The sequence below is a fragment of the Hymenobacter sp. J193 genome, from assembly GCF_024700075.1.
GTDB lineage: Bacteria > Bacteroidota > Bacteroidia > Cytophagales > Hymenobacteraceae > Hymenobacter.
The window spans coordinates 1,057,129-1,070,634 of sequence record NZ_JAJONE010000001.1 but is presented as its reverse complement, the minus strand read 5'-3'; the positions used below and the strand labels follow the sequence as shown (position 1 = coordinate 1,070,634).

At 50.1% G+C, this 13,506-nt stretch carries 11 protein-coding genes; 9 read left to right on the top strand and 2 right to left on the bottom strand.

Annotation, left to right across the window (positions count from 1 at the left end):
- Positions 1-23: 23 nt before the first annotated feature.
- From LRS06_RS04585 to LRS06_RS04545, 9 genes are all read left to right on the top strand, one after another.
- The gene (locus tag LRS06_RS04585) at positions 24-1,361 is read left to right on the top strand and encodes a UDP-glucose/GDP-mannose dehydrogenase family protein (protein ID WP_257870400.1); all 1,338 of its coding nucleotides are present in this window, start codon (positions 24-26) and stop codon (positions 1,359-1,361) included.
- Between the two features lie 61 nt (positions 1,362-1,422).
- On the top strand, positions 1,423-2,481 hold the full coding sequence (locus LRS06_RS04580; RefSeq protein ID WP_257870399.1) for a UDP-glucuronic acid decarboxylase family protein: 1,059 nt from the start codon (positions 1,423-1,425) through the stop codon (positions 2,479-2,481).
- 322 nt (positions 2,482-2,803) lie between these two features.
- Entirely contained in the window at positions 2,804-4,261 is a 1,458-nt protein-coding gene (locus LRS06_RS04575; RefSeq protein WP_257870398.1) for an ABC transporter ATP-binding protein, read from the top strand.
- 45 nt (positions 4,262-4,306) lie between these two features.
- Positions 4,307-5,446 carry a glycosyltransferase family 4 protein gene (locus tag LRS06_RS04570; RefSeq protein ID WP_257870397.1) on the top strand — a complete coding sequence of 380 codons (1,140 nt, stop codon included), beginning with the start codon at positions 4,307-4,309 and terminating at the stop codon, positions 5,444-5,446.
- Positions 5,447-5,478: 32 nt separating this feature from the next.
- Positions 5,479-6,426 (top strand): hypothetical protein, encoded by a 948-nt coding sequence (locus LRS06_RS04565; RefSeq protein ID WP_257870396.1) that lies wholly within the window; start codon positions 5,479-5,481, stop codon positions 6,424-6,426.
- A gap of 55 nt (positions 6,427-6,481) precedes the next feature.
- Entirely contained in the window at positions 6,482-7,720 is a 1,239-nt protein-coding gene (locus tag LRS06_RS04560; RefSeq protein WP_257870395.1) for a glycosyltransferase, read from the top strand.
- 263 nt (positions 7,721-7,983) lie between these two features.
- On the top strand, positions 7,984-8,949 hold the full coding sequence (locus LRS06_RS04555; protein ID WP_257870394.1) for a glycosyltransferase family 4 protein: 966 nt from the start codon (positions 7,984-7,986) through the stop codon (positions 8,947-8,949).
- 12 nt (positions 8,950-8,961) lie between these two features.
- Positions 8,962-9,987 (top strand): polysaccharide deacetylase family protein, encoded by a 1,026-nt coding sequence (locus LRS06_RS04550; protein WP_257870393.1) that lies wholly within the window; start codon positions 8,962-8,964, stop codon positions 9,985-9,987.
- Complete coding sequence (locus LRS06_RS04545) at positions 9,984-10,757, top strand: formyl transferase (protein ID WP_257870392.1); 774 nt, start codon at positions 9,984-9,986, stop codon at positions 10,755-10,757. The genes LRS06_RS04550 and LRS06_RS04545 overlap by 4 nt, the downstream gene beginning before the upstream one ends.
- 61 nt (positions 10,758-10,818) lie before the next feature.
- On the opposite strand, the gene LRS06_RS04540 is transcribed toward LRS06_RS04545, so the two are convergent.
- Together LRS06_RS04540 and LRS06_RS04535 are read right to left on the bottom strand one after the other, a co-directional pair.
- The gene (locus tag LRS06_RS04540) at positions 10,819-12,171 is read right to left on the bottom strand and encodes a hypothetical protein (RefSeq protein WP_257870391.1); all 1,353 of its coding nucleotides are present in this window, start codon (positions 12,169-12,171) and stop codon (positions 10,819-10,821) included.
- Between the two features lie 10 nt (positions 12,172-12,181).
- Positions 12,182-13,435, bottom strand: coding sequence for a tol-pal system protein YbgF (locus LRS06_RS04535; RefSeq protein ID WP_257870390.1), 1,254 nt, complete (start codon positions 13,433-13,435; stop codon positions 12,182-12,184).
- Positions 13,436-13,506 lie beyond the last annotated feature (71 nt).

The following is a 13,506-nucleotide window of genomic DNA, read 5'->3' as shown; positions in this document are numbered from 1 at the left end:
TTGTTCGACCGTTCAGGCCAAATATGAAAATAGCAGTAGTAGGCACCGGGTACGTAGGATTGGTTACGGGCACATGCTTTGCCGAAGTCGGCATTGACGTTACCTGTATCGATATCGACCAAAAGAAAATCGACAACCTGCGCAATGGCATTCTGCCGATTTATGAGCCGGGTCTGGAAGAAATGGTGAGCCGCAACGTAGAGGCGGGCCGCCTGCATTTCTCTACCAACCTGGGCGAGGCCATCAAAGACTGCGACGTAGCATTTATAGCCGTAGGCACCCCGCCCGGCGAAGATGGCTCGGCCGACCTGAAATACGTGCTGGCCGTAGCCCGCGGAATAGGGGAGAACATGAACAGCTACGGCGTTATCGTCACCAAAAGCACGGTACCGGTAGGCACTGCGGCCAAAGTGCGCCGCGAGCTGGAGCAGGCCCTGGAAAAGCGGGGCGTGCAGATTGACTTCGACGTGGCTTCCAACCCTGAGTTCCTGAAAGAAGGTGCTGCTATTGATGACTTCCTGAAGCCGGACCGCATTGTAGTGGGTGTTGCTTCGGCCCGCGCCGAGGAGGTGATGCGCAAGCTATACAAGCCTTTCCTGCTCAACGGTCACCCCATCATCTTCATGGATATTCCGTCGGCGGAGATGACGAAATACGCGGCCAACTCTATGCTGGCTACCAAGATTTCGTTTATGAACGACATTGCCAACCTCTGCGAAATCATGGGGGCTGATGTGAACATGGTGCGCAAAGGCATTGGCTCCGACGCCCGCATCGGCACCAAGTTCATTTACCCGGGCATTGGCTACGGCGGCTCCTGCTTTCCGAAGGACGTAAAAGCCCTCATCAAAACAGCGGCTGAAAACGGCTACCAAATGCAGGTACTGCAGGCCGTGGAAAGCGTGAATGATGCCCAGAAGGAAGTGCTATTCAATAAAGTAAAAAAGCACTTTGGCGGAAACCTGAAAGGCAAAAAACTGGCTTTGTGGGGGCTGTCGTTCAAGCCCAAAACCGACGATATGCGGGAGGCGCCTTCTCTGGTCATTATCGAGAAGCTGTTGGCAGAAGGCTGCACCGTTTCGGCCTACGACCCCGTGGCTATGCCCGAAGCCCGGCACACGCTGCACGACACAATCACCTACGCCAAAGACCAGTACGACGCCGTCATTGACGCCGATGCACTGCTGGTGGTGACGGAGTGGCCCGAGTTCCGTGCGCCCAACTTCGAGGTAGTGGCCCGGCTCATGAAAGACAAAGTGGTGTTCGACGGCCGCAATATCTACGAGGCCGCTGAAATGGAGCAGGCCGGCTTTGCCTACCACTGCATTGGTATTCGTACGCATCATCAGGAACCCGCATAAGTTCGGCGTGGGCTGCCAGCACTGACTGGCAGCCGCAGGCTTCAATTAACTTTTCCAGCTAATGGCTAACAGCGCTGACAAAAAACGCATTCTGATTACTGGGGGAGCCGGTTTTCTCGGCTCTCACCTCTGCGACCGGTTTCTGGCCGAGGGCTACCACGTTATTGCCATGGATAACCTGATTACGGGTAATCTGGCTAACATCGAGCATCTGTTCGGCAAGGAAAGCTTTGAGTTTCATCATCACGATGTGTCGAAGTTTGTGTTCGTGCCGGGCAAGCTCGACTACATTCTGCACTTTGCCTCCCCGGCTTCCCCCATCGATTACCTGAAAATCCCCATTCAGACGCTGAAGGTGGGCTCGTTGGGTACTCACAATCTGCTGGGCCTTGCCCGGGTGAAGGGTGCACGCGTCCTCATTGCCAGCACCTCCGAAGTATACGGCGACCCCGAAGTTCATCCGCAGGTAGAAGAGTACTACGGCAACGTAAACCCGGTAGGACCACGCGGCTGCTACGATGAAGCCAAGCGTTTTCAGGAGGCCATTACCATGGCTTACCACAACCACCACGGGCTGGAAACGCGCATCATTCGCATCTTCAACACCTACGGCCCGCGCATGCGCCTCGACGACGGCCGTGTACTGCCGGCTTTCCTGAGCCAGGCGCTGCGGGGTGAGGCCCTGACGGTATTCGGCGACGGCTCGCAGACGCGCTCCTTCTGCTACGTCGACGACCTCGTAGAGGGGATTTGCCGACTGCTGCTGAGCGACTACCACCTGCCGGTGAACATCGGTAATCCGTCAGAAATTACCATCAAGGAGTTCGGGGAAGAAATTGCCCGCCTGACTGGCGTGGAGTTCAAGCCGGATTATCGCCCCCTGCCCACCAACGACCCGTTGAAGCGTCGGCCGGACATTACGAAGGCCAAGGAAATTCTGGGCTGGGAGCCGAAGGTAGACCGAGCCGAAGGCCTCCGCCGGACGCTGGAGTACTTTAAAAGAGCATGTAATTGTTGTCGTAAAACAACGGTTATCTGCTCCGAAATAAAGTCTTCTGGGGCTTATAACATAGAGTGTGGCTTGCTAAACTTTCGTTTAGCAAGCTCTTTAGTGCCTTGACCTTTCTCAAATGAATACTGGAATTGTAAACCGTAGTATCGAGAGCATCCTATACTACCTTAGCCACTCTCAGAAGCGGGAAGCCGTCGGCATGTTTCTGCTTTTGCTGCTTGCTTCCTTTCTGGATGTAATTGGTTTAGCGGCCTTGGTACCCGTTATGATGGTAGCGGGTGAACCAGGCGGAATTCAGAAAAAATGAAATCATATTCAGTATTTATAATTTCTTGGGTATTGAGTCGGAGAAGGTTTTTCTTGTTCTGTTAATTGTTGGTATTTTTATTTTTTTCTGGCAAAAAATGCTTTTTCCACCTGGGTGAGTTATTTGCAAACCCGCTTTACTGCCAGAGTTGGTCTTTCCGTTGTGAAAAGCCAGATGTATAAATATTTGCATTTCCCTTTCTGGCATTTCACTGATGTTGGCTCTGCGGCGTTGGTAAACAGTACAATTACTGTTCCCACTTACTATGTTATAGGTATTGTTCGCCAGATATTTATCCTCCTGTCAGAAATTTGCATTGTTGTAGTTATTGTAGTTGGTATTTTTATTTACAAACCGCTTCTGCTTGTTATTCTTGGGTTGGTATTGTTTCCCGCTACGTTTCTTGCCTACCGGGCATTGCGCGTAAAGTCGCAAAGAATCGGAAGCAAGCTCAATGTGCTTCGCCCGGCTACAATGGGCATCGTGAACGAGTTGTTTTCCGGCTATGTGGAATTGAAGCTCGCCAACAAGCAAAAACATTTCAGTGATTCGGCAGTAGAAAAGCAGCAGAATATTCAGGTGCTTGAAGCAGAGGCGTATTTGTACACGCTGCTACCCCTGAAGCTAATTGAGATGGTTGCTATATTAGGAGTTATTACCATATTTCTATATGCCATCCTAATCGCGCCGGATTCAACTAGCCTTATCTCTCTTGTAGGGCTTTTCGCAGCAGCGGCTTACCGGCTTATGCCCTCCGTGAACCGAATTCTTACGGCTATGCTGCAATTAAAAACCAGCCAGTACACTATTGAGGCATTAGAGAAGTTCCGCGGTGATGAATATGTTGAGGCCCCGCACCCCCAGCAGCTGCCATTACGGTTTGAACAGTCCTTAGCATTTAAGAATGTAAACTTCAGCTTCCCTGGTGCTGCCCGGCCAACGCTTCAGGGTATAAATATTGATATAAGGAAAGGAGAAAAGATTGGGTTCATAGGTAGCTCCGGATCAGGGAAAACTACGTTGATGAATATTCTGTTGCGTTTTTATACGGAGCAGGGCGGACATATTGCCGTTGATGGTGAGCGATTAACAAGCCAACATTTGCAGGCATGGCATAAAATCATCGGCTACGTGAAGCAGGATACCTTTTTAATGGAAGCTTCTATAAAGGATAATATTACTTTGGGTGAAACCGATGTAGATGAGGCGCGCTTGCAATATGCTATTGAACAAGCTTCCCTACAAAACTTTATAAAAGGTCTGCCTGAGGGTGTTGATACCTATATAGGCGAAAGGGGTTCCAAATTGTCTGGTGGGCAAAGGCAGCGTATCGGTATAGCTCGCGCTATGTATAAAAAGACTGAGATACTAGTACTTGACGAAGCCACGAGCGCTCTTGATAATGAAACCGAACGGGAAGTTAATGAGGCTATCAATAAACTTTCGCAAACGGATATCACTATATTAATAATTGCCCACCGCATTACCACCTTACGTGAATGTGACCGAATATATGAACTGAATGAAGGTAAAATCATTGCCGAACATCAGTACGAATCTCTTATTCGTCGGATTGTATAATGCAAGATTCTGTAGTATAAACAGTTAATTTAAAATTCAAATGCAATGCGCATAGCTTTCATTTCCTTAATGGCAAACGCACCGTGGGGTGGAAGCGAAGTGTTGTGGAGCAATACTGCTGCCTATGCTTTGGATCAGGGGCATGAGGTATTTTTTTCTGCCTATGAGTGGCCCTCACCGCATACAAATATCAACAAGCTTATCCAAAAGGGTGCAGTGTCCTATTTCAGGCCTCATTCTACGTTGAAAACAAGACTGATCAATAAGCTATATAAAGCTGCTAAAGTTTCTTCTCCTGAAGTTGCCGCTATTAAAAAATTCAAACCCGATGTTATACTCTTTAACCAGGGGGGCGCTTATACGTTGAGGTATTGGCCGGAGCTACTTGCCTTCGCCAAAGAAAATGCCATTCCTTACCATCTTATTTGTCATTCATACAATGAGGCGGTAACATTTGCTGAGAAGCAACAAAAATTTATCGTCAGCATATTCGAAGGAGCAGTTAAGGTATTTACAGTATCGCTTCAACAGAAGGCAATAATTGAAAGACAGCTAGCTCATAGCATCACCAACAATATTCAGGTCGCAAACCTGCTCAATCTACCGGCAGAATATCCTATATCATTTCCTGCAGCAACACTAGATGTCCCGCAACTGGCCTGCATCGGGAGCCTGACGATTCTTGCTAAGGGGCAGGATATTCTATTTGAGGCATTAAGCTCCGAAAAATGGAAAGGCCGTCCCTGGCAGCTCAACTTATTTGGGACCGGGCCAGATCTAGATTACCTGAAACGATTAGCCTTATTTTATGGAATTGATGATAAAGTAAGATTTCGGGGGCACGTAGCGAATATGGCAGCTATATGGGCAGAATGCCATCTGTTAATTGTTCCTTCACGAATTGACTCCGGGCCAATGGTTGTGGCCGAAGCCATGATTTGCGGGAGGCCTGTAGTATCTACACGAGTAGGTATTGTTCCAGAATGGATTACTCCTGGTGACACTGGTTACATTGCGGAAGGCACAACTTCTCACGCTCTGGATCAGATATTGGAGGTTGCATGGAATGATAGATACAATTGGCAGAAAATCGGCCAGCAGGCGTCAATTTTTGGCGCAGATAAAATGACAGCTAGTCCGATAGAGCTATTCCTAGATCAGCTATTAACTACTGAAAAGCTGTAAAAACCTTTCTCCTCGAAATTAAAAATGGCCAAATGGTAACTTTTGTTGGACTAGCTCATAGTCGTGAAATCGAGTATCAAAGGATAGTTATGTCTATGCTGAGTCTGTATGCATGGACTGAAAATGCATCAGATAAAATAAGTTTTATCTTATATACTGATAACGAGAAATATTTTGAGCCTTATTTCAAGGGTATACAGATAATCTTTGTGAACCTGACACCTGAAGTATTAGCCGATTGGAAAGGCAAGGATAACTTCATGTTTCGTGTCAAAGTTAAGGCTATTCAGGATGCTACTATAAGAACTCCTAACAACGATATTCTATTTCTGGATTCTGATACCTTTTTGTATACTGATAGCGAGCCGCTGTTGGCTATGTACGGGCAGGATAAAACCATCCTGTATGCCAGGGAGTATTCATTTAATGAAGCCGTATCGAAAGGTGGAAGAAACAGTTCCTTGTTTCTTCCAGTTATAAAAAACAATAAAATCAGAATTAAAGACCTTGATTTTGAATTCTCTGGAAATAACTATTCCTGGAACACAGGAGTTATTGGTTTCAGTCATAAAAATTTAAATTTAATAGATTTCTCTCTGGAGCTTACTGATTATTTGTATGAACGAGTAAAAGTGTTTGTAATAGAGCAGTATTCGTTTTCGTTGATATTTCAGACTAAAACCAATATACAGGCTTCCGATAAATATGTGTATCACTACTATTCGCGGAAGAAACCTGTAGACGAATATGTATTGAAGTTTGTTTCTGAAGTTATCCATGTGAATGATTTGAATAACAAAAAGACATTTGTAAGAAAGTTTACTGCGGATTTGTTTGAAAAAATTAAAACGAACCCTCAATGGCAAGATAGGCCTGTTCTGATGGATAAAATAAAGCTGCTTATCGAAAGAAAAGGTGATATAAGAATCCTAAAACATGTTTTGTCTATTATTAAAAATAAAATACTGATGAGATACTAAAGAGGTGCTGCTGCCTTTACCAAATAAGCATAAACTGCACCTGACAAAATTTTCTATGAGCCCTTCTGCAAAACCCAGAGTTTTGTTCATCTCCTACGATGGCATGACGGATCCTTTGGGTCAGTCACAGGTGCTGCCCTATTTGGTTGGCTTATCGGCAAGAGGGTATGAAATTACTTTGCTTTCGACCGAGAAAAGGGAACGGTATACCCAGCATGCCAAGACCATACAGGACATTACAAGCCAGGCGGGCATTCGTTGGGAAACTATATTCTTTACCAGCAAACCGCCGGTCTTGGCTAAGTTGTACGACCGATATCAGCTAAGAGCAAAGGCGGTAGCGTTGCATAAACAGCACCGGTTTGATATGACGCACTGCCGTAGCTATGTGAGTGCGGAAGTAGGCTTATATCTGAAGCAGAAATTTGGTGTTAAACTCCTGTTTGATATGCGCGGCTTCTGGGTGGATGAGCGTGTAGAAGGGGGAATGTGGAATCTGAAGAATCCCATATACCGTCAGGCATACCGGAATTATAAACAAAAGGAAGCCGCGTTTATAGCCGCGTCCGACGGCATTATCAGCTTAACGGAAAACGGTAAAAATGAGATGCTGACCTGGCCTAGCTACAGCCAGGCGCCCATTTCCGTTATTCCGTGTAGCGCTGATTTCTCCGTATTCCCATTGGTAACCAAACAGGCCCGCCAAGATTCGCGTAGGGCTTTGGGGCTGCAGCCAGAAGGCTTGGTGATAAGCTATTTGGGCTCAATTGGCGCGTGGTATTTGCTGGATGAAATGCTGCAGCAGTTTGCGGCTATCAAGCAGCAGTATCCGGCGGCCAAAATGCTGTTCGTTACGCAGGAGCCCTTGGCCGAAATACTGACGGCCGCAGGAAAAGTACCCGGGCTAAAGGCCGACGACTTTCTGGTGCGGCCGGCTACCCGCAAAGAGGTTCCCGGTCTGATTGCCGCTTCGGATGTGAACCTGTTCTTTATCAAGCAGAGCTATTCCAAAAAAGCCAGCTCCCCAACCAAACTGGGCGAAATCCTGGCCATGGGCCTGCCGGTTATCTGCAACGATGGGGTAGGAGACGTAGCAGGCATCATTGAGCGTACCGAAGGCGGCATTGCGCTTTCTGACCTTGACAAAGCAGGGTTCGACAAGGCGGCCCTGGCCATTCCTACTCTGCTGGCCAAGGATGGCGGTTTAATCCGGGAAAAGGCTCAGGAGTACTATGATCTGGATAATGCCATTGCCAGCTATTATGCTATGTATCAGCAGCTGTTGCAGAAGTAATACGGTGTAGCAATGAAGGACTGGGGAAGAGCTGTGTAAGCTGCCTCACCTATTAGGGAAGACCGAGGCACCCCGGTGCTACGACCCCGGGCCTGCTATGAGCCGACATTGCCGTATCTTTGGGGTCTACAACGCAGCCATTTCGCCGTTCATCCATGCGGATTCTTTTTATTGTGCCTTATCCATTGGGTAAAGCACCTTCCCAACGTTTTCGGTTCGAACAGTACTTTAGCTATTTAACCGCCGCCGGCCATACCTGGCATTTGGCTCCCTTCCTGTCCGATTATACCTGGTCAATTCTGTATAAGCCGGGACATGTAGTCAGCAAAGTAGCGGGTATTCTGGCGGGTTTATTTCGCCGTTTGCTGCTGCTGTTTACGGTGTCCTCCTACGATTTTGTGTTTATTCACCGGGAAGCCGCACCTATCGGTCCGCCGGTTTTTGAGTGGATCATCGCTAAGGTTCTTCAAAAGAAGATCATATACGACTTTGACGATGCTATCTGGATGAAAGATCCGGCCGGGGAACAAACCTTCATCAGCCGCCTTAAGTGGCAGCAGAAGGTTGGGCAGATATGCCGGTGGGCGTACAAGGTCAGCTGTGGCAACGCCTACCTGCGCGACTACGCATTGCAGTTCAACGCGCACTCTTTCATAAATCCCACTACGCTGGATACGGAGAACCTACACAACCGGATCCGTGACCAGTATCTGCCGGGACGGCCTATTATCGGTTGGACGGGCACGCACACTACCCTCCGGCACCTGGATTTGATCTGGCCGGTGCTGGAGCGCCTGGAGCAGGAAGGCTACGACTTTGAGTTTCGGGTGATTTCCAACCAAGGCCCTGAGTATGCTGGCCTCCGGAATTTTCGCTTTACGCCCTGGAACAAGGAAACAGAAATTGCCGACCTAAGTCAGTTCAACCTAGGGCTTATGCCGCTGGTGGACGACCCCTGGGCCAGGGGAAAGTGTGCGTTTAAGGCACTGCAGTATATGTCGCTGGGAATGCCCGCACTGGTTTCTCCGGTTGGGATGAACACGGAAGTGGTGCAGGATGGCCAGAATGGCTTTGTGTGCGACACGCCGGAGCAATGGTACAACGCTTTGCGTGAGCTGCTGGCCAGCCAGGACCTGCGCGCTACGCAGGGAACCGCCGCGCGCCGCACCATTGTAGAGCGCTACTCCGTGGTATCGAACAAGGAGAACTTTTTGAGGCTGTTTAGCTAGCCAATGACGGGTATGACAGAGCAAGTACCGCAACGAAGCCAGGAGAAAGGGCGTTTTGTTATCTCTCTCGATTTCGAGATTAACTGGGGCGTGCGGGATCAGCAAACGCTGGCGCAGTACGGGCAGAACTTGTTGGGGGTGCGCCAAGCTATTCCGGCTATGCTGGCGCTGTTTGAAGAATACAGCCTGCGCGTAACGTGGGCCACAGTAGGCCTGCTGTTTTTTCGAACCAAGCAGGAAATGCTGAGTCATCTACCTGCCGTTCGCCCGCAGTATGTGGATACCAACCTGTCGCCATACCTGGTGATGGACCAGGTAGGCCCCGACGAAGCAACGGATCCGTATCATTTCGGGTACTCCCTGATTGAGAAGATTCGGAGCACTCCGGGCCAGGAAATGGCAACGCACACCTTCTGCCACTACTATTGCCTGGAGCGCGGCCAAACAGCTGAGTCTTTCCGGGCCGACCTGGAAGCCGCCGTACAGACGGCGCGCGAGCAGGGAATAACGTTGCGAAGCCTGGTATTTCCCCGTAATCAGTATAATGCCGAGTACATCTCGGTTTGCGAAGAGCTCGGCATCACCAGCTACCGGGGCAACGAAAGCTCCTGGATTTATAAAGAGCGCAACGAAGAGCAGCAAAGCCTCTACAAGCGGGGCGCCCGCTTGCTCGACGCTTATCTGGACCTTTCCGGCTCCAACTGCCACTCGCTAACGGATATTGCCCGGCAGTTTCCGTACAATATTCCCGCCAGCCGGTTCCTGCGGCCCTGGTCGGGGCGTTTGCAGGCGTTGGAAGGCTTGCGTCTGCGCCGTATTCTGCAGGGCATGGAGTATGCAGCTCGCCACGGACAGGTTTTTCATCTGTGGTGGCACCCGCATAACTTTGGTGCAAACATTCCGCAGAATATGGCGGTATTGCGGCGTATCGCGGAGCATTACCGCAATCTGCAGCGCACCTACGGCATGGTTAGTCAGTCGATGGGGGATTTGGCAACCGAGCTGCAGCAGAACACTTCCAGTACTTCCGTTGTATGATGTCCACCAAGAAAATTGTAATCCTGGCGGGCCCAGGTGAATCAACCGACATATTGTTTCACGCGCTGGATGCGGAATTCGGCGTGCACCGCATTATTGTGGAAACGCCCGTCAGCCAACAGCAGCTTCTGAAGCGGCGGACGGAGAAGCTGGGCTATGCGAAGGTGGCCGGCCAGATTCTATTTAAACTTCTGATAGCCGGCCCGCTGGCCAGAAAATCGGGCAAGCGCCTGCAGGCTATCAAGCAGCAGGCTAACCTCAACGACCAGCCCTTGCCCGAAGACCGGGTTATCCGGGTGCCGTCGGTAAATTCGCCGGAGTGTATTGCACAGCTGCAAGCCCTGCAGCCCGATGTGGTAGTCGTGAATGGCACGCGTATCATCGCCAAAAAGGTGCTTACCAGCGTGCCTTGTAAGTTTCTGAACACCCACGCCGGTATCACCCCACTCTACCGCGGCGTACACGGTGGCTACTGGGCACTGGCCAACAACGATGCCGCGCACTGCGGGGTATCCGTGCACTTGGTAGATGCGGGTATTGATACCGGGGGCATTATCGCACAGGCGCTGATCAGCCCCACGCCCGAAGACAACTTTGTAACGTACCCGCTGCTGCAGCTGGCTGCCGGCCTGCCGCTGCTTAAGCAGGCCGTCCGTGACGTGCTCCGGGGCGAAGTGAAGCTGCAGCCGGCTCCAGCCGGCGTTTCGCGGCTCTGGTCCCACCCAACGCTGGCCGAGTACCTGGCCAACCGCCGCGCCGGTACGCGCTAGCATGGCTTGTGACTAAGTAATTGGCCGGGAGGCGCGCTCCACTGCCGCTCCTATCCAGCTGCTAACGCATAGCCATGCGGCGGACTACCCGCGGCTTGGCCTCCGGCTTGTCTTCCAGACTAATATTGCGCATGATGTACAGGCCCGCTACATAGAAGGGGATAAGCGGAATCTTGTAGCGTACGAGCGTGCCGAAATTGTTGGAGATAATACCCACGGCAGCGCCAAAAACCAGGGCGAATACAAAACACAGCACCAGCACGGGGGTACGCGCAATAGTAGTAAAGAAGCGCACGATACCCACATTAAGCAGGATGCGCAGGGTAAACAGCAGAAAAAAGGCTGATTCCAGCGCCGATAGTAGCATAATAGCGTTGCGTACTTCCCACAGAAACGGACGAAATAATGATACCACTACTGCCTTAGGCGCTAGTTTTACCATGCCGCCAATGGTGCCATCCTGCTCTCCTAAGGTGTACACAGAGCCCTCTTTTTGAATAGAGCGCCGATAAAGATAATCGGCCGTAATTTTACTTTTCTCCCCGATCTTATCGATATCATACTGTGAGTCGCCGGCCGTGAGGTTCTTCATGGCAAATAAAGCTACTCCGGCCCCAATAGCTAATAGGAACGGCTTGGCAATCATGCGAAGCGTCTTATTTTTAATTCGCTGGCTGTTTTCATTGAATACCCAGAGCAACGCTGGCGGTAAAAACGAAAGCAGGATATACACTTTTGTAGTATATACCAGATAAGCAGAAAGCCCTCCAATAATAAAGGACTTAAGGATGCGCTTTTTCTGAATAGCCCCCTGGTAAAAGCCATAGAATACCCATCCTAATGCCCCCAGGCAGATAGAGTCCTTCATAAGGCCGGAGCCCCAGAAAAATACGGACGGAATAAAGAAAACAGCAATGGCTAACTGCTTGTATACCTGCGGCCGTATTTTAGCAAACGTGATAAACATTGCCCACATACCGCTGAAGCTGAGGCAGGCAAACAGCAGACTTACAACCGTATACGTGTTGAAGCAGAATAAGCCAAGTACCGTTGCTATCCGGATAACAACCAGCTCTTCTGAGCCAGGCTTCCACCAGATCATTCGGGAAGTATACTTGGTAAACTCCGGTAGCCGCTCCCCATTACTCGTTAATAATTTTAGCCCCAGCGTAAAAGAGTCACCAAAGGCTTCATACATAATAGTGGAATGGCGGAAATAGTTAAATGTATCTCCTCCATGATAATAGAACTGATAAATTAATCCCAGAGCAATTGCCCCCACTAATTTTACAGTTAGGGCCGGAATAAAATAGTTACGAGTATAAATGTTAGTTACCTGTGGCCGGATGGCAAAGGCGAATAGATAGATCAGCAATAAAAAGATAGGCGTTAACAGCAGGTCTTTGGTATACATAGGCCGCGCCCTATTTCTTGTTCTTTTTCAAATACGTCACCGCCTCGCGGTACTGCTCCGTTTTGTGGCTTGCTCTTTCCTGCACTGTTTTATAGTACCGAATTGCTGTTTTCGAATCCTTAGCCTTATCCGCCATCCGCGCCAGATTCACGTTGGAGTAGATATAAAAGCCCCCCTCAATGTCGCCGGTCGTCTCGGCAAAGACGATGCAGCGCTGGAAATAATCCTGCGCTTTCTGCATGTCCTTGTACTTGGTTTGCATCAGCCAGCCTAGGAAGTAAGTGGCGTAGCGGCCGCTAATAGCCTCGTAGCCCGGCATACCGCGGTTAAGCTTATCCAGAATATCCTTGCTTTGTCGCTCCAGCTCCACAAACTCGCCTTCGTGAAAGCACAGTAGCGCGAAGAACCGCTGAAAATAGGCGTTGTCGGGGTAGGTTTTGGCCAGGTAGCGCGCTACCGGCAGGGCCGCCGCTGAGTTGTCTTCCTCATTGGTGAGAATGCGCATGAGGAAGGTTTTCGCCTCCGCCCCCGTGTAGAAGCCATTGTCGGCCACGTTGCGCAGCTGCTGAAGACCCAGCTTGCGGTTGCCCTTCGGGAAGAATAGCAGCACAGGCCGCAGCAGCGGGTAGTTTTCCGAAATCCAGACGGCATAGTAGTTGAACAGGGCCTGTCCGAACAGGAATTCCGGGCTCAGGCCGTTGGCTTCCTGGCTTTTCTCGAGGTAATCGAGGGAGCGTTTGCTGCTGACGGTGGCTTTGCGCCAGTTTTTACGCTCGGCGTTCAGGCGGGCATCAAACCCGTAAGCGGCCGAAAGAAAAAAGCAGGCTTCATAGTTTTTGTCGTCCTGCTCATACAGCTTCTCGCCTTTTACCACGGCCGTGTCCATGTAAGCAAAAAACGTTTTGTCGTATTGCTTGGTCTGGATATTAGTCGGCACAATCTTCCACCAGGTGCTCAAGCCCAGCAGGAAGTAGGGCATGGGGTGGTTGGGGTAGCGCCGCCGCAAAGACCGGAATTGCTTTTCGGCTTTGTCGAACTTGAAGTTGTAGAGATTATCGACCGCGCCGCCCAGTTCCAGCTGGATATCCTTGTCGAGCAGCAGCCAACCCTTCGTGTCCACGGCGCCGGGGGCTACGTCCACGTTCTCCAGCTGAATGTTGCGGATCGGGTCGGTTTTGCGCGTGGTATCGGGCTGCTGGGCCTGCGCCAGGGCCGGACCGCTGAGCAGAAGAAGCACCAGAAAAAAGCGCAAAAGATTCACCATAAAGCAGCGGGAATAAGCCTGAGCCTCGATAGGAGAACTGCCGGACCAAACTAAGCTAGAAAGACGAAAGT